The sequence below is a fragment of the Niallia taxi genome, from assembly GCF_004005475.1.
Classification (GTDB): Bacteria; Bacillota; Bacilli; order Bacillales; family Cytobacillaceae; genus Niallia; species Niallia taxi.
Window position 1 is genome coordinate 144,049 of sequence record NZ_RZTZ01000006.1, and the last position, 21,988, is coordinate 166,036.

Annotated in this window: 28 protein-coding genes; 4 read left to right on the forward strand and 24 right to left on the reverse strand. The window is 35.7% G+C overall.

Annotated features, from left to right (window positions below):
- From EM808_RS16295 to EM808_RS16365, 16 genes are all read right to left on the reverse strand, one after another.
- Positions 1-663 (reverse strand): lysophospholipid acyltransferase family protein, encoded by a 663-nt coding sequence (locus tag EM808_RS16295; protein ID WP_127739274.1) that lies wholly within the window; start codon positions 661-663, stop codon positions 1-3.
- Complete coding sequence (locus EM808_RS16300) at positions 660-1,394, reverse strand: carotenoid biosynthesis protein (RefSeq protein WP_127739275.1); 735 nt, start codon at positions 1,392-1,394, stop codon at positions 660-662. Before EM808_RS16300 ends, EM808_RS16295 begins: the two co-directional genes overlap by 4 nt.
- Positions 1,395-1,410: 16 nt before the next feature.
- Positions 1,411-2,472 (reverse strand): type 2 isopentenyl-diphosphate Delta-isomerase, encoded by a 1,062-nt coding sequence (gene fni, locus EM808_RS16305; RefSeq protein ID WP_127739276.1) that lies wholly within the window; start codon positions 2,470-2,472, stop codon positions 1,411-1,413.
- A gap of 35 nt (positions 2,473-2,507) precedes the next feature.
- Positions 2,508-3,386 (reverse strand): phytoene/squalene synthase family protein, encoded by an 879-nt coding sequence (locus EM808_RS16310; RefSeq protein WP_127739277.1) that lies wholly within the window; start codon positions 3,384-3,386, stop codon positions 2,508-2,510.
- Positions 3,373-3,804 (reverse strand): FAD-dependent oxidoreductase, encoded by a 432-nt coding sequence (locus tag EM808_RS29140; protein WP_235856630.1) that lies wholly within the window; start codon positions 3,802-3,804, stop codon positions 3,373-3,375. Before EM808_RS29140 ends, EM808_RS16310 begins: the two co-directional genes overlap by 14 nt.
- A gap of 12 nt (positions 3,805-3,816) precedes the next feature.
- Positions 3,817-4,938 (reverse strand): phytoene desaturase family protein, encoded by a 1,122-nt coding sequence (locus EM808_RS16315; RefSeq protein ID WP_235856631.1) that lies wholly within the window; start codon positions 4,936-4,938, stop codon positions 3,817-3,819.
- Positions 4,939-5,467: 529 nt separating this feature from the next.
- On the reverse strand, positions 5,468-6,157 hold the full coding sequence (gene alsE / locus EM808_RS16320) for a D-allulose 6-phosphate 3-epimerase (RefSeq protein WP_127739278.1): 690 nt from the start codon (positions 6,155-6,157) through the stop codon (positions 5,468-5,470).
- Positions 6,158-6,248: 91 nt separating this feature from the next.
- A complete protein-coding gene (locus EM808_RS16325) occupies positions 6,249-7,340 on the reverse strand; it encodes a PTS fructose transporter subunit IIC (protein ID WP_127739279.1) in 1,092 nt (363 codons plus the stop codon).
- A 54-nt stretch (positions 7,341-7,394) separates the two neighbouring features.
- Positions 7,395-7,844: a PTS sugar transporter subunit IIA gene (locus EM808_RS16330; RefSeq protein WP_127739280.1), complete on the reverse strand. Its 450-nt coding sequence runs from the start codon at positions 7,842-7,844 to the stop codon at positions 7,395-7,397.
- 20 nt (positions 7,845-7,864) lie between these two features.
- Positions 7,865-8,182, reverse strand: a complete 318-nt coding sequence (locus EM808_RS16335) for a PTS fructose transporter subunit IIB (RefSeq protein ID WP_127739281.1) — start codon at positions 8,180-8,182, stop codon at positions 7,865-7,867.
- Between the two features lie 11 nt (positions 8,183-8,193).
- Positions 8,194-8,631, reverse strand: coding sequence for a PTS sugar transporter subunit IIA (locus EM808_RS16340; protein ID WP_127739282.1), 438 nt, complete (start codon positions 8,629-8,631; stop codon positions 8,194-8,196).
- Positions 8,621-10,108 carry a BglG family transcription antiterminator gene (locus EM808_RS16345; RefSeq protein WP_127739283.1) on the reverse strand — a complete coding sequence of 496 codons (1,488 nt, stop codon included), beginning with the start codon at positions 10,106-10,108 and terminating at the stop codon, positions 8,621-8,623. Before EM808_RS16345 ends, EM808_RS16340 begins: the two co-directional genes overlap by 11 nt.
- A 407-nt stretch (positions 10,109-10,515) precedes the next feature.
- Complete coding sequence (gene nfsA, locus EM808_RS16350; protein ID WP_127739284.1) at positions 10,516-11,256, reverse strand: oxygen-insensitive NADPH nitroreductase; 741 nt, start codon at positions 11,254-11,256, stop codon at positions 10,516-10,518.
- A gap of 90 nt (positions 11,257-11,346) precedes the next feature.
- Positions 11,347-11,934, reverse strand: coding sequence for a TetR/AcrR family transcriptional regulator (locus EM808_RS16355; protein ID WP_127739285.1), 588 nt, complete (start codon positions 11,932-11,934; stop codon positions 11,347-11,349).
- Between the two features lie 277 nt (positions 11,935-12,211).
- Positions 12,212-12,442, reverse strand: coding sequence for a hypothetical protein (locus EM808_RS16360; protein WP_127739286.1), 231 nt, complete (start codon positions 12,440-12,442; stop codon positions 12,212-12,214).
- 125 nt (positions 12,443-12,567) lie between these two features.
- The gene (locus tag EM808_RS16365; protein ID WP_127739287.1) at positions 12,568-12,783 is read right to left on the reverse strand and encodes a hypothetical protein; all 216 of its coding nucleotides are present in this window, start codon (positions 12,781-12,783) and stop codon (positions 12,568-12,570) included.
- Between the two features lie 508 nt (positions 12,784-13,291).
- Here EM808_RS16365 and EM808_RS16370 point away from each other — a divergent pair.
- Entirely contained in the window at positions 13,292-13,477 is a 186-nt protein-coding gene (locus EM808_RS16370; protein ID WP_127739288.1) for a hypothetical protein, read from the forward strand.
- A 63-nt stretch (positions 13,478-13,540) separates the two neighbouring features.
- On the opposite strand, the gene EM808_RS16375 is transcribed toward EM808_RS16370, so the two are convergent.
- Entirely contained in the window at positions 13,541-13,756 is a 216-nt protein-coding gene (locus EM808_RS16375; protein ID WP_127739289.1) for a hypothetical protein, read from the reverse strand.
- A 285-nt stretch (positions 13,757-14,041) separates the two neighbouring features.
- On the opposite strand from EM808_RS16375, the gene EM808_RS16380 reads away from it, so the two are divergent.
- Entirely contained in the window at positions 14,042-14,872 is an 831-nt protein-coding gene (locus EM808_RS16380; protein ID WP_127739290.1) for a YitT family protein, read from the forward strand.
- Between the two features lie 164 nt (positions 14,873-15,036).
- Complete coding sequence (locus tag EM808_RS16385) at positions 15,037-15,450, forward strand: hypothetical protein (protein ID WP_127739291.1); 414 nt, start codon at positions 15,037-15,039, stop codon at positions 15,448-15,450.
- Positions 15,451-15,537: 87 nt separating this feature from the next.
- Here the strand turns inward: EM808_RS16385 and mnhG are convergent, their stop codons facing one another.
- From mnhG to EM808_RS16420, 7 genes are read right to left on the reverse strand one after another with little or no spacing between them, the layout of a single operon-like run.
- Positions 15,538-15,891, reverse strand: a complete 354-nt coding sequence (gene mnhG, locus EM808_RS16390; RefSeq protein ID WP_127739292.1) for a monovalent cation/H(+) antiporter subunit G — start codon at positions 15,889-15,891, stop codon at positions 15,538-15,540.
- A complete protein-coding gene (locus EM808_RS16395; protein WP_412759260.1) occupies positions 15,875-16,144 on the reverse strand; it encodes a Na(+)/H(+) antiporter subunit F1 in 270 nt (89 codons plus the stop codon). Before EM808_RS16395 ends, mnhG begins: the two co-directional genes overlap by 17 nt.
- Before the next feature lie 14 nt (positions 16,145-16,158).
- Positions 16,159-16,635, reverse strand: a complete 477-nt coding sequence (locus EM808_RS16400; RefSeq protein WP_127739294.1) for a Na+/H+ antiporter subunit E — start codon at positions 16,633-16,635, stop codon at positions 16,159-16,161.
- A gap of 4 nt (positions 16,636-16,639) precedes the next feature.
- Positions 16,640-18,121 carry a Na+/H+ antiporter subunit D gene (locus EM808_RS16405; protein ID WP_127739405.1) on the reverse strand — a complete coding sequence of 494 codons (1,482 nt, stop codon included), beginning with the start codon at positions 18,119-18,121 and terminating at the stop codon, positions 16,640-16,642.
- Positions 18,114-18,455 (reverse strand): Na(+)/H(+) antiporter subunit C, encoded by a 342-nt coding sequence (locus tag EM808_RS16410; RefSeq protein WP_127739295.1) that lies wholly within the window; start codon positions 18,453-18,455, stop codon positions 18,114-18,116. Before EM808_RS16410 ends, EM808_RS16405 begins: the two co-directional genes overlap by 8 nt.
- On the reverse strand, positions 18,455-18,877 hold the full coding sequence (locus EM808_RS16415) for a Na(+)/H(+) antiporter subunit B (protein WP_127739296.1): 423 nt from the start codon (positions 18,875-18,877) through the stop codon (positions 18,455-18,457). The genes EM808_RS16410 and EM808_RS16415 overlap by 1 nt, the downstream gene beginning before the upstream one ends.
- Positions 18,864-21,263: a Na+/H+ antiporter subunit A gene (locus tag EM808_RS16420; RefSeq protein ID WP_127739297.1), complete on the reverse strand. Its 2,400-nt coding sequence runs from the start codon at positions 21,261-21,263 to the stop codon at positions 18,864-18,866. Before EM808_RS16420 ends, EM808_RS16415 begins: the two co-directional genes overlap by 14 nt.
- Positions 21,264-21,446: 183 nt before the next feature.
- On the opposite strand from EM808_RS16420, the gene EM808_RS16425 reads away from it, so the two are divergent.
- On the forward strand, positions 21,447-21,665 hold the full coding sequence (locus tag EM808_RS16425) for a hypothetical protein (RefSeq protein WP_127739298.1): 219 nt from the start codon (positions 21,447-21,449) through the stop codon (positions 21,663-21,665).
- Positions 21,666-21,988: the final 323 nt, after the last annotated feature.

The window sequence follows — 21,988 nt, forward strand, 5'->3', positions numbered from 1 at the left end:
TTAAAGTAAGTTTACGAAGTGCTTTGTTTCTTCGCTGATCACCTGGTTTTTCACTACATCTAATGCATCTGTACATATCTTTTCAAGTGATAATGTTTTTTCCATCCTGGTATCTCCATGTAGTTCTGTGCTAAATAATGGATTACCTGACTTTATCCATACCTCAGGCTTTCGTTTGTGTGCAAAAGAATAGTAGAAGCATACCGGTATGATAGGTATTTCAGGAAGCTTCTCCTGCAGGTACAAAGTGCCGGGCTGAAATTGCAGCGGACGTTTTTCCAGGTGATATTCATCCCCCTGAGGAAAAATCCATACACTTTTCCCCTTTTTCAACAGCATCTCAGCATACCTCATAGTTTTTACTATTCCTTTTGGGCTGGAACGGTCAATTGAGAAGGCTCCAAGCTTCTTGAAATAAGGAAACTGCTTTAGACCCTGTTCATGCATCATGATATACAAATCCTGCTGTATAACGGTCTTCGTCAGCTTATAGTAAATAAGCCCATCCCACCAAGACGAGTGGTTGCAGACATAAATGCAAGGACCTGTGTGCAATTTGCCTGGTGCTTGCCAATAGACTTTGTCAAAAGAGAATGCAAGCAATCTCTTGTGGAAAGTAGAAAAAAGTTTTTCAAAAACAACATCTTTTTTAGCATGAATCATGATGATTTCCTTCTTCTAGCAGCATATAGTGTCAGTCCGGCCAAGCAAGCTGTCAGGATGCCTGCAAGCCACAGCTCACCTGTTGCTGCAAGCAAAACAAACATCGTAATTGTTAAGACAAATAGATAAAACATCCGCTTTTCCCATAGAATGTTTTTTTCCTGTGAGAAAAATAAGATAAATACATGAAGGATAAGTGCGACAATAAACCACCCTAAAAAATTGCTGAATGGAATGTCATAGTACACCCCGTCCTCCTCCCAAATCCAATATTGCTTCAGTTTAAATGCAACCGGATCGATAACTAAATCAATAATCACAGCAATACAGGCACCAATAATCGGCTGCATCCATTTTTTAGCTGAAATTGAATTTGCTAGGGCATGTGATGTCCCCATTACCATTAGCCACGCAAAACCAATGGCAATTGGTACGTCAAATAAATTAGGAGCAAACCGATTGGTATAATAATACTCCCCAAATAAAATGCCATAAGACGAGCCAATAAATTCTGCAATATAGGAAAATAGAAAAATAACCATGCTGATTACATATCCCGCTTTTCTTCCAAAGGCTTTAGAGAAATAAACAATTGCCAAAAGGCCGCTTAAAATCAAAAACACAGCGTTCGCCCATTCAAGCCAGGCAGGCAGCAGATCAAAGGTGAGAAGAATCACTCCGCAAATATACCAAATGATAAAAAAACGAAATAGGACATTTTCAAATTTCATTAAACTCTCCTTCTCCTTACAGCTTCCTTCTCGCAAGACTTTGCCAGTCAATTTCCCTTACTTCGCACCATTCTCTAACCTTCCCGCCTGCTATCAATGGACAGTGCTGGAGATCTGGAAGAGATTTCGCCCCTTGGAGAAGAAGCAGCATCTTTAAATGCTCCTTCCAAACCTCCAGCTCCATTATTAATTCATCAATTCCTTGGTCATGGAGAGTTTTTAAAAATGGTCCAGCAATTCCCGCAGCAGCAGCACCTAAGGAGAATGCTTTAACTGCATCAAGCGGATTACGTATTCCGCCAGATGCGATGATTGTCAGCTCACCTAATACGGACTGCGCTTCTAACAACGAAATGACAGTCGATTGGCCCCAATCTTTTAAATACGCAAAATCGCGTTTACTTCTGCGCTCATTTTCTATATGAATGAAATTGGTGCCGCCTTTTCCTCCTAAATCAACATATTGAATACCAGCATTATGTAGCTGCCTGAGCGTTTCTGTACTCATGCCGAATCCTGTTTCCTTAACGATAACTGGCACCTGCAGTTTTACCGATAATTTTTCTAATTTAGCAAGAATATTAGTGAAATTACGCTCTCCTTCTGGCATAACCAGCTCCTGTGGCACATTCAAATGAACTTGGAGCGCATCAGCCTCCAGCATATCGATGGCTGTTAATGCATAATCGAGTGGTGCATCTGCCCCAATATTTGCAAATACAAGACCGTTCGGATTTTTCTTCCGAACAACGTTAAATGTATGTGCAAGCTCTTCATTTCGAATGGCAGCATGCTGAGAACCGACTGCCATTGCAATACCTGTATCCCGGGCAGCTTCTGCCAGAGATGCATTAATTACTGCTGATTTCTCACTGCCACCTGTCATCGCATTGATAAAAAATGGATAATCAAGCGTTAAAGGACCTATATTGGTCTGGAGCTGAATGTCATCCACCCCTATTTCCGGCAAGGAACGGTGAATGAATGACAGCTCATCAAAATCAGAACTAAGTGAAAATGGTGATGTTAATGCAAGGTTAATATGCTCTGTTTTTCGATTTTGTCTAATTGTGTCCATAAACTAATACAGCTCCCAAATCCTTTAATTATGAGTTACAAACCCACTGTTAATCCTTCTACCGCTTCCTTTAATCGCACCATATTTTCTTCAGATACATAGTTTCGTGTATGCAAGCAGTCATATCCGTTTTCTCGGACAACTTTTAATATTTCTTTATAAATAAGTGCTGATAAAAGAACATGTAATTGACTGTCTTTATCAAAATAATCGATTCCCTCTTGAAATAACGTATAAAGCTGTTCTGATCGATTCGCAATTCTCTCCCAAACCCTTATAAAGGCTGGATTAATATTGCTAGCTTCCAAGTCCTGTTGTTTGTAATCTTCCATTTCAAGCAAATCAACTGGTAAATAGATGCGGTTATTCTGATAATCCTCGCCAACATCTCTAAGAATATTAGTCAATTGCATTGCTACACCTAATTGAACAGCATACATATGCAAATGCTGATGGTTTTTAGTTGCTAGAATCGGTAGGAGCATTAAGCCAACCGTTCCGGCAACATAATAACAATACCGCTCAAGCTCTGCTAATGTATTAGGCTGATTAAAGTGTATGTCCATCCTCTGTCCTTCTAATTGCTCGTAGAAAGGTTTAATATCCATCTCATAACGGGTAAACACATCTCGCAACGCTCTCCAAAGCGGTGATGAAATTTCCTCGCCCTTTTCAAAAAGATTTAGCTGATGATACAGGTTCTGCCAATTTTTTTCTTGCACAGATTTATCTCCAGTTTCATCAACACTGTCATCTGCATAGCGGCAAAATGCATAGATGGCATACACAGCATTAGCCTTATCTTTTGGCAGCTTTTTAAAGGCGTGATAAAAGCTTGCCGAATTGTGCTTAATCACATTTTCACAGTATTGATAGTCATTTTGAAGCGAATCAATAGTTTTAGCTTCCCTCATTTGCAACCCCTCCTGCTGAATGGACTGTCTGTGCTTTCGTTGCTTTCATAGAAACAGAATCATCTAAAATTAATTCATCACTTGCAATTTTCGCTGATAGCAATACAATTGGAACGCCTGCTCCAGGATGTGTGCTGCTTCCAGTGAAATAGAGGTTTTCACAATTTTTGGCTTTGCTTTGCGGTCTTAAATGGTTACTTTGAGTTAATGTAGGACGTAATCCAAAGCAAGCGCCGTTATATGCATGGAACCTTTCTGCGAAATCCACTGGCGTCATATAGGTTTCGGAGATTATATCCGCTTCTATTCCTGCTAGCCCCTCGACTTGACTAAGCGTTTGAAGGACTTGAGACCGGTAATAGGAAATTGTTTCATCTGTCCATTCATACTTAGCTGTAGATAAATCAGATACAGGCACAAGTATATATAGTCAATCCTTCCCTTCTGGTGCTAATGTTGGATCTAGTTTGGAAGCAGTGTAAACATAAAAGGATGGGTTCTCCAGTTTTTCCCCTGCAAATATATCATCCAGGTTCTTTTTCAGCTCCTCTCCAAAGAAAAAGCTATGAGCGGTTTTTAATTCTTCATATTTTTTATTCATGCCTAGGTACATGATGAAGCAAGAGCAGGAATAATCCATACTATCAATCTTTTTATCTGTATATTTCCCTTTTGCTTTGTCTTCTTTTACGAGATTTTTCATGGCATAAGGAAAATCAGCATTACATATAACCTTGTCGGCAGGAATCTCTTTACCATTCACCTTAATACCTGTTGCGACTTGATTTTCAATCCTAATTTCTTCTACAGAAGAATGATAGAAAACCTTGCCGCCAAGCTCTAGAAATAATCGCTCCATTGACTTAGCCATCGTATACATACCGCCTTTGATAAACCAAATGCCATAGAAAAACTCAATCATCGGAATCATCGAGTACAAAGATGGACCGTTATATGGAGACACACCGATATATAATGTTTGAAAACTAATCATTTGCTTTAACTGCTCATTTTTGACATATTTACTAATAAAATTGTCGGCACTGTCAAAGGTCTTTAGCTTTAATGCCTGATACAATGTTAACGGATTATAGAAGTCCCGCTTATTTCGGAAGGGACGCTGCAGAAAATGATTTTTCGCTACCATAAAACGTTCATAAATCAACTGCAAGTATTTTAAAAACCCTTCTGCATCCTTTTCACTAGCATGTTCAAAGGTCTTCATTAATTCCACTAAATCAGAGGAAACCTCATGATACCCCTGCTTTCCACTTCCAAAGAAAACGGAATACATCGGATCCAATCTTTCCATCGGTATATAATCATCAGGATTGCGTCCAGCCAGTTCAAAGATTTCTCGATATAACTCTGGCATCATCACAATGGATGGTCCTAGGTCAAATTGAAAGCCATCCTTTTCGATGCGATGCATTTTCCCTCCCGCAATAGCTTCTTTCTCATATATTTCAACCTCGTATCCAGCATGCTGCAAACGGATAGCACTTGCTAATCCAGCAACACCTGCACCAATAATAGCCACTTTTTTAGTCATTTTCGTAAATTGCCCCCATTCATTACTTCTGGTAAAAATTTAAGTTTTTTCAAGAAAATCCTGATTTAATCTACCTTATCAAGTGATAAATCAAATCAATAAACTACTTACTTATCAACTGATAAGCTGGGTGAATATATCACTTATCGTTTGATAAGTGTGACTGCAAAATATTTCACCTTATCAAGTGATAAGGTGAAATACAAACAACTTTATTATCAAGTGATAAGGGTTCTTTGTCAACATGCAGCTATCTAAACTATCCATTCGGGTAAAATCGATAAGTTAAGCTTTTCAAACAAAAAAAATCTGGATAAGGATTTATCCATTATCTTTTGACGTTTGTCTGACTTAATATATAAGTGCATTTTTACTTATTACCCTTTTTTTATTCTCTTGAAACCTTTTTGTGATTTTTTTTTTGATATCTTTAAAATTGATTGGTTTTACAATAACATAACTAAAAATAGTATAAGTAATTTAGACCATAAAAAAGAGGTGGGTATCCTCTCCCAGCCTCTTTGAATCTTTATTCTACTACTTTCCCAGTCATGTCCTCATAATCTTTACACATTATTTCCCATGATTTTTGAATATCTTCATCTAATCCAAATAGACCGCTTCGACCGATGATATAAATATCAGGATCTGCTGCATCAATTCTTTTAAATGTTTTTCTACTAGATGATCCGTCCATTTCAATCACATATTGATAACCCTTTTCGTCACGTAATTCTCTTAATGCGACAATTTTATCTAGTGTGCTTTCAATAAAACGTTGTCCAGCAAAACCTGGATCAACTGTCATGATAGTGATTTTATCCACTAAATCAATATAAGGGAAAATGGTTTCAATAGGAGTTTCAGGATTTAATACTATCCCTGCTTTAAGTCCAGCATCATGGATTTGATCAATTAATCGGAAAGCAAGGCCATCCAGTACTTCTGCGTGCATACAAATCCATTCACACTTTAAATCCACTAATTGTTGGACCCAAAAGCTTGGATTTGTTACCATAAGATGGGCAGACATAGGTAAGTCACTTATTTTTCGAACTTCTTGCATAAACCATGGGGATAATGTGATATTAGGAACATAATGTCCATCCATAATATCAATATGATAAGAACCTACATGATCGTTTAAAAAAGTAATTTGCTCTTTAAACTTATCTAAATCCATTGTCATTAGTGATGGTGAAAATTCTACTTTTTTCATACTCTATTAATCCTCCATTAGAACTCTAATTTCTTTAGGAATAATAAAAGGTATCGTTTTATTATTCCTAAATTTGACACGCTTACATTTTTTATAGAATTTGAATATCATCTAAATCGATATCTTCTTCTTCTACTTCTATTTCCTCATCTTCTTTTACATTTTTCTTAATTAATGCCAAGGCTACCCCTGTCACAACAACGTTTACTAAGATAGCTGCAACACCAGCCCATGGATTAGACATCGTTGGCAGCATAAATACGCCACCGAATGGTACAGTTGCATCTGCTCCTAACACCATCGTTACTGCTCCACCAGCTGCTCCACCGATGGCTACAGCAGTTACAGTACGGACAATATCATTCATAACAATTGGTATTACACCTTCTACAATGTTAACAACACCCATTGGCACTGCTGATTTCAATGTTTCTACTTCTGATCTTGTATAAATATTTTTTCTAAAGATTTTAGCAATAAAGTAAGCTAATCCAAACCCGATTGGAGTTGCTGTATTAACTAATTGTAAAGCTGTGATAGGTCCATTAATTCCTTCTGCTTGCATTGTCAATACGAAGGCAAATACCGTTTTGTTGATTGGTCCACCAAAGTCAACTCCACTCAATAGACCTACGATTCCACCAAATACAAGTAAGGAAGAGGTTCCTAAGCTGTTTAATCCATCTGTTAATAAGGATGTAAGAGCAGCAACAGGAATGCCAATAATGTAAACCATGATTAGTCCACCAATAATAGAGGTAAAAAATGGCACAATTAATGTCGGCATTAAGCCTTTAGCCCAGCTAGGAACTTTAAAATGTTTAATAATAGCTACAGCAAGATAACCAGATAAAAATCCTCCTAAAATACCACCAATAAAGCCAGCACCAATTGCATTAGCACTTAATCCAATAATGAATCCTGGAGCAATACCAGGTTTACCAGCAATAGAATAAGAAATTCCTGTTGAGATAACGACAGGCAGTAAACCTAAACCTGCTCCACCCATTGTTGCTAACGCATCCCATAAGGAAAACTCTCCTTGTACTAAAGAACCTTGACTAGTTCCTCCAAAAGCCATACCAATTGCGATCAAGAAACCTGCTCCACACACAATTGGAATCAAGTATGAAATGGCTGTTAATAAATGGCCTTTAAGATTTAATTTTTTTAATGCACTCACTTTTACCCCTCCTATAAAAGACCTCATTCAATAAATCTACTACTATTAGCTTTTTTAGCTACATAAAGCCTCTTTAACATCTTCCGCGTTTTTGGATTGCAGCATCTTCTCAATCACTTCATCATTTCCTAGCTTTCTAGCAAATAATGATAATAATTTCAGATGACTTTGTGCTCCATCATCGTTTCCTACCGCAAACAAAATGATTCCTTTAACTCCCTTTCCGTCGAGCGTTTCCCAAGCAATTTCTTCTTGAGTAATTCCAATCGCTACTCCTATTTTTTCTACAGAATCACTTTTTCCATGAGGAATAGCAATATAATTTCCGATTCCAGTTTGTCCTATCGCTTCCCTAGCATAGATATCCTTTGTAAATTCTTCGATATCCTTAATGTATTCGTTTTCAAGAAGGACCTGAGCTAATTCCTGAATAGCTTCTTCCTTACTCTTAGCAGTCATATTCGTTTTAATTGTGTTTAAATCTACAATATTTTTTACTTCCATGATTATCTCTCCTTTTTTGTTTATTTCTGTTGGTTGATAACCTCTGCTGCTTTTTCAATTAGTTTATTTGGTGATTTAACCGCTATTTCTGTTGTAACTTGGATAATTCTTTTCCCGTCGAAGCGTTCTCTTCCTGCAATTTTCACATCTGTCGCTAAAATAACGATGTCTGCTTCTGCGATTTGTTGTTGGCTCAATTCATTTTCTGTTCCAATTGTTCCTTGTGTTTCAATATGAATTTCATGACCTGCTTTTTTACCAGCATTCTCTAATTTCTCCTGTGCGATATATGTGTGTGCGATCCCAACTGTGCAAGCTGCAACTCCTACTATTTTCATGATTATTCCTCCTAATATTTTATCATTTCATTTATAAAGGCTTCTTTATCTTGACTGTTTATTAAGCGGTCAAGATATTCTTCATCTGCCAAAGATCTAGTAAATAAGGCTATTCTTTTCTTCATATTAACGCTTTCATTTTTCTTTAATAAAATCACAATTACGAGACAAATATTTTTTGTCTGAAAATCCCAATTCTCGATTGGTTTTGCTAAACGAATAAATAAAATTTGACTTCTCTCTAGTTGATCGCTTTCAATATGAGGCAATAAGACATGCTCCGCGATCATTGTACTGCCGATTTTTTCTCTATCCTCTAATTGCTGGATGACTTCCTCTGTTGATAAAGAATTGTCTCGACCTGCAATTTCTGCAATAAAAGAGTGTACTTCTTCTTTTGTATTTAACTCACAGTTAAAATACATTTGATAGAGTGAATTAGTTTCCATGATATACTTCCTCTATCTTTCCCTGAAGTCTTTTTTGGTCATCAATGGTAAACATCGCACTCACTAATAGGAAAGGAATAGGTACATCCTCCTTAATATGAACAGTGCTCAGAATCAATTCAGCATCTGTATATTTCTCTTTTAGCATTTGTGTATCTCGGGACGCTACCACATCAACGATTTCCAACTCTGGAAATTTCTTAGAAACTTTTGCTCTTAAAAGCTCTGAAGTTCCTATTCCTGTTGTACACATTATCAGTGTTTTTATCGGACGGTGATGCTGACCTGTTTCAATTGCCTTTGCAAAATAGAGGGTGATAAACCCAATCTCATCTTCGTTTATGGCTGATAGGTTGAATTTCTCACTAACCAATTCCGAAACCTTCTTTACGCCCATAAAAACATCTTCATACGTTACCTTAATCTGACTTAACAAACTGTTTTTGACCCGAATCTTATGCTCTAATCTGTTAAGCATCGGTTTAATATGGTTGGCTAAATCGATAAATATTGACTGACTGTCAATGTCGATTCCTAAGTTAGTACTCATTCCTTCAATATACGCTTTTGTTACTTGAATCACTTCTGATGAAAAAGTGGAAGTAATAGCATGAGATCCCTGCATTCGCGATGACACCAAATATTGATAAAGAAAATAAATCTCAATATCTGGCAAAGGACTGTTTAAATATTTCTCAATATTAGCGACAATCACTTTAGCAACCGGATACAAAATATCGCGCTTCATATTTTCCATTTCTTCTTTAGAAATCTCAGCAAACCTTCTAGTCGGAACTATTCTTGATCTGCTTAGCAGTATATATAAGTGTGAAAAAATGTTTACATTGTATGGGTAAGGAATCGTTATGTTTAAATCTTCTTCAATCTTTCTTAATTGATCCAAGATAAATAAAACATCGTACTGATTGAAATTCAGTTTTGGATTCCTCTTTAAATCATCAATATCGATAATATTAAAGATTTCGATAATATCTTTAATAGCTTTCCGAATATTAACTTCTTCCCCAAGGATCGCTAATGTTCTATTTTTTCTCTCTAAAACCAAATTATATTTTTTTAGCTCTTCACTCATTATTTGCTCGTCATTGAATGTTGCAGAATCGCCAACATAATAGTGACTAAATAAATGATATACATTTATAGGCTTGGGCGAAGACAACAATAATTCTTCCATAATTCGTTTACGTCTCTCACTTGGAGAAAATTGCATTTCTTTATCTTTAACATTACTTTTTTGTGAATTAATAAATTTCTCGTAGTCTAGTCTGTATCCTCTCCCTCTTTCAGATATGATTAAAGGACCATCCTCGTACTCATTATTAATTTTATTTATTAAACGATATACAGTTTTTTGAGAAACATTAAGTACTTCAAGGAGTTCCTTCGATGTCACATATCCTTGATGTTTGGAAAGAAATAATAACAGTTCTTGTTCATGATTGCTTTTAGAACTCATCTCTTTGCCTCCTTGATTTGATATTAACACAATATTTAAAAAGCATTTCACTGAAAAATGACCGTTGCAACGGTCACTTTTGTCCATTTTATAGGGTTTTTCTTGAGAGCGTCAAGGGTAGGCAGGTAGTTAGCCGTTTAATTTATACTAAGGAGTATTGAATGTAAATGTATATCATAATGCAGTAAATTAAGTAACATCCTCCCAAATTTTAAATAGAATATGGTTTCGAAATCAGTTCGTTCCATTATGCTACACTAAGATTTCTAATTATTGAATTAAAGTTAAAAACAAAAAAACCGAACCATTTAATCAATAGATGATTAAGTAGTTAGGTCTTTACGCTGGTTCACATACTTATGTCCCAGCCTCTCTACTGAAAACGAACCTTATACCCAGCTAAAATATTAACGCTTTGCCCATCCCTTACCATTCAAGAAACCCTTCATAAATGACCTTGGAAGGCGAGCAAAACTGCCAATTGCTGTTTCCGACCAGGTGCGACTTGATTTTCTTCCTGAACGATTTTCATAATATAATTTAGTCGTTTCATCATACTGTTTTAGTATCTCTTTCGTATTGCTGTTATAACGATTTGTATGGTAAATACCTTCAAATGGGATTCTTGGTTTACTATCATTTCGTTCATTTGGATAGCCTACGACAAGTCCAAATACAGGGAAAACATATTCGGGAATATCTAGTAACTCTGATATTTTTATTATGCCATCTCGAACTCCACCAATATAACAAACACCTAAGCCCATGGATTCTGCGGCAATCACCAGGTTTTGAGCTGCCAAAGTAGCATCTATAGTCCCTACCAGTGCAGCATCTATCCCCTCAATTGTCTCTGAAATATCCATATTTAGGTCTTCTGCCAATTGCTTATGGCGATTTACATCTGCACAAAATACGAAAAAGTGACCGCCCTCTGTTATAAATGGTTGATTTCCAGCATGTTCTGCTATTTTTTGTTTAAGGTCAGGATCAGTTACACCAATTATCGAATACGCTTGTTGAAAGCTTGCGGATGATGCTGCTTGTGCTGCAGTAACTAATTGTTTTATTTGCTCCTCTGTTAAAGCTTGTTCTGTAAAGGAACGGACAGACACATGATTTAAAATCGTTTCGATAGTTTGGTTCATATTAAATTTCTCCTTCTAATTTGGAATTTTAACCTCACTTACTTTTTGAACGAACAGTACAAAATTATTGCAAAAAAACGGCAAACTTCATTAATAGATGCTTGCCATAGTACCCTCGACGATTTGTTCCGCCATATCACGATTTCGTGTAGTGACGTTGAGAGTTCGGAGACCATAGTAACTACATATAAATGTTCTTGCCAACTCGAGAGCAGTTCTAGTAGATGTAATCTCTCCAGCCTGTTTCCCATCCTCTATCACACAAAGCAGAACACTTTCCAGACATTCTACATGACGATTCGACCAAATCTCAACAATGGAATCGCTTCGACCACGCTCCATCGTGGCATTAATTAAGAAACACCCTTTACTCGAATCCTCAAAATCCTTCTCCACAGCCCATTCCAGCAGACCGCGCAATCTTTCTTTAACAGGGACAGGACGTTCCAGTATGGATGTCTGCACCTCGATCCAGTGCTCATGATAACGTTGGAGTGTTTGCTCATACAATTCATGCTTACTTCCAAACGTATTATATAAGCTTCCTCTACCAAGCCCTGTACTGCTGCATAAATCCTCCGTGGAGCATGCTTCATACCCTTTTAACCAAAAAACATTCATTGCTGCATCAAGCACCTCAGGCTTATTAAATTCACGAGGTCTTCCACTTTTACTCATACTGTCTCCTTACATAAAAAGTAATAATAAACACAGTATATATATTTTGTAACGAACAGTCAATAATTAATCATCACTTCTTCATTTTGCCGCCAAATAACATTTTTCAGTATTATCATAAGTATAATAATATTCCTTATTGCGCTATTCTGCCCTGATAATTACACAGTTTGCCTGATGGAGATACTCAATTATTCAAATTGTTCAAGATCAAGACACTTCTTATCTTAAACACTTTAGAAGCAGTTATATGGTTTCCCCTTTATATCTATATTTATTACGGGATAAATAAGACAATAAATAATATAAACAAGATTGCCCCTAAAAATAAGGATCCTAGTTTAAACCACCATTTCTCTTTTGAAATGGCTAACCAAACCATTATTGGTATAGTGAACAATATTTTTGATAGATTCTCATTGATATGTAGATAATCTGGTAAGAGAATGACGGTAATTAAAAGCATTATGATGAATGTTAAAGAGCTGCCAATTAACCTTAAAGCCATAAAACCTCCTAAATTCATTATTGTATAATTAGAATCAATCACATTTGAAATTAAAAAACGATAGGAGTAACAAGAGCATTATCCCTTCTTAGATGAATACCCCTGCTACATACATAGGTTGAATTCTATTTTATAGGCATAGTGAATGTCACAGAAAAACCACTGTTTTCTTCTATTTTAGTGTAAATCTCATGAAGAATTACTAATGCTCTATCATTTGAATCATACTTGCCTAAAGCTTTATTCCATTCATTTGAAGTACCTACTATCTTTTTCCCTTCAACAGAGACTTCTTTAACATTTATCAAACTTTGTTTATCTTGAGACATAATCCATAACATAGCATAACCATTCCTTTCCTTCTATATCATCAGCCTTATTAATGCCTGTACCATTTATATACGCTTGAGATGTATGAAAGTTCCCTTATTAACTTCCCGTTTAGTTAGTGACAGTAAATGGGCTGCACTTATAATAAGGAAATTTATGGATTAAACACATGGGAAGTGCGATAATAAAGAAAAGGAGTTGATTAACCATGGAGTTACTTATTGGACTTTTTACCTTTGTAGGTAATGTTTGTGCAGCCTGGGCAATGTCTGCTTGGAGTTACTTCAATGATAAAATCGGACCCAATTAACTTCTTTTTCTAAAGAGAACGTGACAAAAGTAAGTCATCAAATATAAAACCAAGCTATTTAATTCTTTATTGATTAATAGTTTGGTTTTTTTTGTTGAGAATCGTCTCACGAGAAATTTTAAAAATATTTATACCCACAAAAAATTACATTTTTTGAAACTTTCTCCTGCGTAAATCGTATTTAAATAAATTGGAAAGGGAGTGACAGTATGAACCAAAAAAATAAAGCATGCTTAGAATGTGGTGGTACTTCTTTTGCTCAAGGAACTGATTACATAAACTTAAGGCCACTTGATAATAAACTTACGATTGGTTCAGAAAAAATCTATACATTTTGTGTTGATTGTGGGGAAGTTAATTCAATTAAAATTGTAAAGCCAAGTAAATTAACTTAATATCCTCTACTTCTCGTACCTTCTTGAAGGTACTTTTTTCATGCATCTCACCTGGTTTTCATTTTATCCATTTCTTTCTATAAAAGATTTTTTTATAACTAAAATTATAAAAACTACAAAGAAAATAGATACTAATGCGATAAGGTATCCTGTTAATTCAAACCAAAATTCCCTCTTAAATTGATTGATAGAATGAATTGGTCTTGTAATGAATCTAATAATAAGATTAAAAATAACTATAAATAAACTAATAATGCCCGCTACTTGAACGGTCTTCACTACTATCCACTCCTTTAATTACTGAGCAACGAACCGAAGCTTTTTAGTAATCTATTATTATACGGAATTTTTCAGAGTTTTGTTTCAAAAAAATATACTTTCATACTTAGCTGCCACTGTTGTATAAAAATATAAATATAAAAACCATCATAATCCCTTCAAAATCACTCCATGTAATAATACTAGAATATTTTTTCAAAAATGATTATTTCTCCTTAATAGGTCTGTTATACTTTAGTATTGCAACATTTATTATACATATGTGATTAGATAAGGAGAAACAACATGAAGAAATATTCAGTTGACATACTTTTACTTGCGTTAGGATCGCTTCTTTTTGCTATTGCGGTAAATGTATTTGTTATCCCAAATGATTTAGGTGAAGGTGGAGTAACAGGGCTTACGATTATTAGTTATTATTTATTCGAATGGTCTCCAAGTATCGTTAGTTTCCTGTTAAATGCTGTATTAATAGTGTTAGGATTAAAATTCTTAAGTAAACAAACAGCGATTTACACGATTATAGCGGTTTGTTTTAATTCCTTGTTTTTACATGTAACAGAATCATGGTCTATTCCATCCGAAGAGATTATTGTACATGCTTTATTTGGTGGTGTGCTTACTGGAATCGGTATTGGTTTAATTATAAGAGTGGGAGGAACTACAGCAGGTTCTACCATATTAGCGAAAATCATCCACAAATATTTAGGATGGAGTGTAAGCTACAGTTTACTTATTTTAGATTTAATTGTCGTGTTCTTGTCTTATTTTATTATTGGCATCGAAGGAGTTATGCTGACAATTGTTATGCTATATGTCGCAACGAAAACGATGGAATTCATTCTTGAAGGAGCTAATCGCCAAAAAGCTGTTACCATTATTTCTGCCTATTCGAAGGAAATTGCTTTTGAAGTCAGCACTAGAATGGAGCGAGGAATAACAGTTATATCTGGACATGGGTATTACACGAAAGAGAATAAAGAAGTTTTGTATATAGTAATTAACAATCAAGAAATTATTAAATTAAAGAAGATTATTAAGCAAATAGATAATGAAGCTTTTATTACCATTCATGATGTAAGAGACGTCTTTGGTGAAGGGTTTAGTGCAATATAAGGTCTCTACGTAAGTTTTATTGTCGCCTATTTTGGCCATACATTCGTATGAAAGTAACTTTTATTAACTTATAGAGGATATATTTCAGCCCGTTCGTAGGCTACTAGTAATGCTTATAAACTGGGCTACATCCAGGATTGTCGAATGGAGTCTCTTTATGTATTATGAAGACAGTAGTTATTTTTTACGCTTTGGGGGAACAAGAAATGAGGAAGCTATATTCCTTTGCATTGGATGAAGAAAAGTGCATTTTTTTTGTGAAAGTAGACGGTTTTTTTAAAGAGGAAGATGCAAAAATATATTTAAGTGAGTTTCAGACTGTCGTTAATAGTATTAACCCTTCAATATTTACTTTAATTATAGATGGACGCGGACAAGAGGAAGTACCTAGTGATGTGGTGGATGATATCATCTTCGTTTTAAAGCTATATTGGATGGCTAATTTTAAAACGCTGATAATTATTAGTCCTACCTCTCCTGCTTCAAGAATACAGGTTGAAAATTGCGCTCATAAAATTAACTTTCCTGGAGTTTTTGTTGATTCCGTTGAGGAAGCCTACAACCTACTAAATAAATAGTGATAACTAGAAAACCTTCCGCTAATTTGTGAAATCGGAAGGTTTTTTAACATCAATTCATTATTTTTCTACGCACTATATCATAAATTACTCTTCTTTGCTGGTTCTACTTGTCTTTAAATCATCGCGCACACTTTTATCCCATAATTTCACGCCTGAATTGTAGGCTGCTCTGCCGATAAGATGCCCGGCAACAGGTGAAGTCAGGAAGAAGAAAGCAATTCCAAGTAAAATTCTTGAATTAAACTGACCATTTATTAAATAAAAATACAAAAAAGTAGCAAGGAGAATGAGCATTATTCCAAGTGTTGCTGCTTTAGAAGCTGCGTGATTTCTCGTATAAACATCCGGAAGTCTGATGACTCCTAAAGCAGCGACTAAATGAAGAAGAACTCCGGCTGCTATTAATAAGCCAACAATTCCCTTAACGATTTCGGTCATTTTCAATCACCTCTCCCTTCTCTAAAAATTTAGAAAAGGCTACCGTTCCAATGAATGCGAGGATGCCAATTACTAAAATTACTTCAAGAAAAGCACTTGTGTTAAGGACAATCGATATTAGAGCAGTCAAGCCTGCTAAGCTAATACCAATTGCATCTAGTGCAACGACTCTATCAGGAGTTGTTGGGCCTTTAATTGCTCTGTAGGTAAATCCTATCATCGCAATGACGATGACCAGGATCGCCATATACATAAACGTTTGAAACATTACCTGCCCACCTCCAAAATTGCTTTCTCAAATGTATCTTTAATAGAGTCAATAGATTCCTGTGCATCATTAATATCTAAAGCATGAACATATAGTATTTTATTATCTGAAGATACCTCAATCACTAGTGTTCCAGGTGTCAAGGTGATCAAATTTGCCAGAAGGGTTATCTCCCAATTCTTCTCTAAAATTGTCGGGTAGGCAAAAATCCCTGGCTGCATATTTAATTTTGGCTTTAAGACTGTTTTTACAACAGCTATATTTGAGCCGATTAATTCTCTAATAAAAATATATGTGAGCTTTAGTACAGCAACTATTCTTAATAGGTAAAAACGAGAAGAAAAGAAATTCCTGAAAATATAGATGATCAGTAAACCAAAAAGGTATCCTTTAAGAAAAGCTACTGGTTCAAATGAGACCGTCATAACCATCCACATAAAACCAAGAAACATATTTAACAATATTTGCAAAGCCATACGATCACTCCTTTAAGACTGCATCAATATAAATTTCTGGTTTAACCAATGTTTCAGCCGCCTGTGAGATATACGGATAAACGGCTTCCGCTCCTACCCCCAAAAGAATGGAGATAATAATTAGGATTATTGGTGCAATCATTAAAGTTTTCACTGATGCCTTCTTTTCCCCTTCATAGGAACGAGGTGTACCCCAAAATCCATTTATAAAGATTTTCATTATGGAGAGTAATATAAGAAGACTTGAGATTAATACAATAGCTGCACCAAGGTAATTGCCTGCTTCAAAACCACCTTTTACAATTAACAGCTTTCCGATAAAACCACTTAGAGGAGGAATTCCTGCAAGGGACAATGCACTTAAGAAAAAGGTCCATGCTAACCCAGGATATTTTTTGATCAATCCGCTAATCTCTTGTAATTTACTCGTGCCAGTAATACTTATGATAATTCCTATTAATAAAAATAGAGTCGTTTTTATAAGCATATCGTGGATTAAATAAAACACAGAACCAGTTAGCGAATCTGTTGTCATCACAGAAATACCGAAAAGAATTACTCCCACAGCAACGATTATATTGTAAATAATAATTTTTTTGATGTCTGCAAAGGCAAGTGCGCCAATCAAACCAAAGATAATACTCAATATAGCTAAAGTGGCTAGTATTTTGCTAGTGTAGCCAGTATCATGATAAAAAAGTAACGTGTATGTTCTCATAATGGAGTACACCCCTACCTTTGTCAGCAACGCACCGAATAAAGCCATTACTGGAATCGGCGGTGCATTGTAAGACCCCGGGAGCCAGAAGGATAACGGGAAAACAGCTCCTTTTAGACCAAATACAACTAAAAATAAAATGGCAATGACTGTTATAATTCCGGGCTGATCCACTTCATTAATTCTTTGTGATATATGTGCCATGTTAAGTGTACCAACAACTGAATATAAATAAGCTACTGTTATGACAAATAATGCGGAAGAAATAATATTCACAAGAAGATATTTAATAGATTCACGCAGCTGTATTTTTGTTCCTCCAAGTACGATAAGTGCATAAGATGCCATCAGCATTACTTCAAAAAATACAAAAAGATTGAATATGTCCCCTGTTGTAAATGCACCATTAACACCAACAATAAGAAAGTTAAAACATGGGTAGTAATAAAACCTCTCCCTCTCTTGTCCGATGCTCCGGAAAGAGTAAATGAGAGTAGTACATGCAACAATACTGGTAGTAAGTACTAGTAATGCTGATAGCATGTCAGATACAAGCGTAATCCCAAATGGAGCGTCCCAGCTAGAAACATCCATTGTTTGGATGCCATCCTGTCTAATCTTTTGGACTAATATGGCTGATACAGCAATAGTAGAAAGCGAGGATATTCCAGAAATCCACCTTTGGGCAATAATATTTTTTGAAAAGAAAATTAGAATAACTCCAGTAATTAACGGAATTAGTATTGGTAAAAGTAAAAAATTAATCATTGCCATCCATTCCTCTCAATTTTTCCATATTGTCCGTGCCAAGCTCTTGGTAGGCACGATAGGCTAAAACTAAGAAAAAGGCTGTCACCCCAAAGCTGATGACAATAGCTGTTAAAATCAATGCTTGTGGGATTGGATCTGTATAGGCTTCTGCATTTTCCCCAAGCAATGGTGCAGCTCCCTTTTTTAAGCCTCCCATTGTTAGAATAAGCAAATGGGCTCCATGACTTAATAACCCAGTTCCAACAATAATCCGCAGCAAGCTTTTGGAAAGCATTAAATAGGTTGCACACATAAACAGTATCCCAATAACAAAGATCATGATTATTTCCATTATTCATCTCCTCCAATCGTCTGAATAATCGTCATTGTGACTCCAACAACTACTAAGAACACGCCTAAATCAAATATCGTAGCTGTATGGAGCGAAAGTTCGCCCAGGATTGGAATATCTATATGCGTATACGCATGTGTTAGGAATGGCACATTGAAAAGCATCGCCCCTGCTCCCGTTCCAATGGAAAAAAGGAGACCTGCCGCAATCATGTACATATAATTAAAGGGCAATATCTTCTTAACTGTCTTTAAGTCAAAAGCCAATAGTAATAACACTATTGCACCAGATGTTAATAGTCCCCCGATAAAGCCTCCTCCTGGTGTGTAATGACCTGTGAAGAAAATAAACACAGAGAAGATTAGGATAATAAATAATACAATTTTCGTTGTCGTTTGTAGGATGACATCATTTGTTTTCAGTTTTCTTCCCTCCCTGTTGGCGAAGCTTGATTAATCCAAATATCCCAATTGCTGCAATAGCAAGGACCGTAATTTCAAACATCGTATCAAGCCCACGGAAATCAACTAAAATGACGTTAACCATATTTTTTCCCGCTGCCTCTTTATAGGTGTTTTCGATATAATAGTGTGAAATTGATTCAAATAGCTTATTACTGTGTGCCGATAATCCAATTAGGATGACAATCGCTCCGACACCAACAGAGATAAGGGCATTTGTTAATTTAAAGGAAATTCGTTCTTCACGCTTTTTCAACTTAGGCAAGTGATAAAAGCACAGCAAAAATAACGCAACGGAAATTGTTTCGATAACAAGCTGAGTTAATGCCAAATCTGGTGCTCTGTATATAACAAAAAATAAAGACACAGAGTAGCCAACAGCTCCCAATAATATAATAGAGGTTAACCGTGATTTAACGAAAAGAATACTAATTGCTACAATGCATATTCCAACTGCGAGGATGACCTCCGCAATATGAATGCTTGAGATATTACTTGTATTGAACGTAAAGGCATCTTTTATAAATAAAGTGGAGCCTAACATGATAATAAAAAAGACAAATAAATAGAGAAGATACGTTCTAGAAGATCCCGTTAAGATACTGTTGGTTAATCGGCGAGATCCTCTTTCCGTATTAGTTAATGCATCATCATAAAGATGATTCAGTGATAGCTTCTCAGGAAAAATCTTATAAACCGCTCTCCATTTTGGATAAGTCTTATATAGCAAGAATCCAATCGCAATCACACCAAAAGTCATTAAAAGCTCTGGAGTAAAGCCATGCCAGAATGAAATATGAACATCCACTGTAAAATCAGGCATGATTGCTGCAACGGCTGGGGCGATAATCGTATTAGCTAAGACATTTGGAAAAAAACCAATCGCAAGAACAAGTGAAGCCAAAACAATTGGTGGAATTAACATACCAATCGGCGCCTCGTGCGGCTTTTTCTTGAGCTTCTCAGGCTGAAGCTTACCAGTGAATGTTTTAAAAACGATAATCATGCTATAAACAAAAGTAAAGACGCTGGCAATCCAAGCGATAACAGGAAACAGAATGCCGATTGTCTCCATATTTAAAATATCCATGTTAAGAACACGTACCATTGCCGTAAAAAACATTTCCTTACTTAAAAACCCATTAAAAGGCGGAAGACCTGCCATTGAAAATGTTCCAATAATCGCAACAGTAAAGGTAATTGGCATGAAAGGCATTAATCCACCAAGCTTCCGAATATCTCTAGTGCCGGTTTCATGATCGACAATGCCAACAACCATAAAAAGAGCACCCTTAAAAGTGGCATGATTAATCAGATGGAAAACTGCCGCTACTGTAGCAACGGTATAATAACTGTCCTTAACAGAGTCGAAGTGTAACGCAGCTCCTCCAATACCAAGTAATGTCATAATCATTCCAAGTTGACTAATGGTTGAAAAAGCAAGGATGCCTTTTAAGTCTGTTTGTTTTACAGCTGAGAAAGATCCCCAAAACAATGTAATAATCCCAAACCCTGCTACTAACCATACCCACAGCGCAGTTTCAGCAAAAACTGGACTCATTCTCGCGACTAAGTAAATTCCTGCTTTCACCATTGTTGCAGAATGCAGATAAGCACTGACTGGGGTTGGAGCTTCCATTGCATCAGGTAACCATATATGAAACGGAAATTGAGCTGATTTTGTTAAGGCACCAAGTAAAATACAAAGCATTGCTGGTATAAATAAGTGATGTGTTATGATTCCATTCGTTTGCTGAATGATTTCTGACATGCTGAAGGTTCCAGTCATTAAATAAAGAAGAATAATCCCTCCCAGCATGGAAAGTCCGCCAAAAACCGTAATCAGCATTGATTTTTGTGCACCATACCGTGACTTTTCCCGTTTATACCAATAGCCAATTAATAAAAAGGACGAAAAACTAGTGAATTCCCAAAAAGTATATAAAACAATTAAGTTATCCGAGAGTACAACACCAAGCATTGCTCCCATGAATAGCAGCAAATAAACATAAAAATTATTTAGCTGTTCTTTATCCTTTTGTAAATAATAAACAGAATAAAGAACAACTAAAGAGCCAATCCCTGTAATTAATAGTGCAAATAATAAAGCTAACCCATCGACTTTAACCGTAAAGTCAATTCCTAGAGAAGGAATCCACGAAATAGTTTTGGTGACCGTTTCTTCGGCAGAGGTGATGGAAATAAAAGAGAAAAAATAAATAAACAAAAGCACTGGCAATATAAGAACAAACCAGCCTGTATGCAATTGCCTAAAATACTTAAAAACAAAAGGTACAAAAATAGCAAATAAGAATGGTGAAATTATTGCTAAATGAAGTAATGACATAGAAATCCCCCCTATTAAATATCTATTTTTTTTGCATTAAATGAATTATGTTTACGTTATTACAAATAGTGTCCTCTCCAGACTTACCAAATATGTGAAATACTCTTATTTTAAATTCATTTAGTTGGTAACCTGTATAAATTACTGCCATTTTACCCACCCTAATATTGGTGGTGTTGCTTAATGAAGATGAAAATTTCTATTTCGCTTTCTATATTCAGTTTACTTTTTCTTAGTTTTTGGCAATTAGACCATAGGGAAAAAAGAGAATTTTCTCCGAACGAACTTGACATAGAAATAGAAGAACTAATCCCAATTAATAATGAACTAGAAAAGACTTTCCAAAATAAAACAGAAGCATTTCAATCTAGAGAATACGTTAGAGTTGATAGAGTATCATAAACTAAAAAAAGCCTGTCATTAGGGCATAGTTATCCCCTAGTGACAGGCTCCTCCAGTTTTTACTCACATTATCATTTAACTAATTGTTATCTGCACCATTTTAACGTAAAACTAAACTCCGTTCAAGTATAAAATTTTTTACCCCTTTTTATGTATACTAAAACCTGCAATAGAAAACAGAAAGGAAAAAACCGGCTAGAACCATTTTAGTTCGGTTTAAAATCGGTTTTTTCTACTTATGCCCCTCTTACTCAAAATTAAAATTTATGCTTCTGCAGTTTTGTTCAGATCTTTTTTACCTGACTTTGTAATTTTTCAATGTT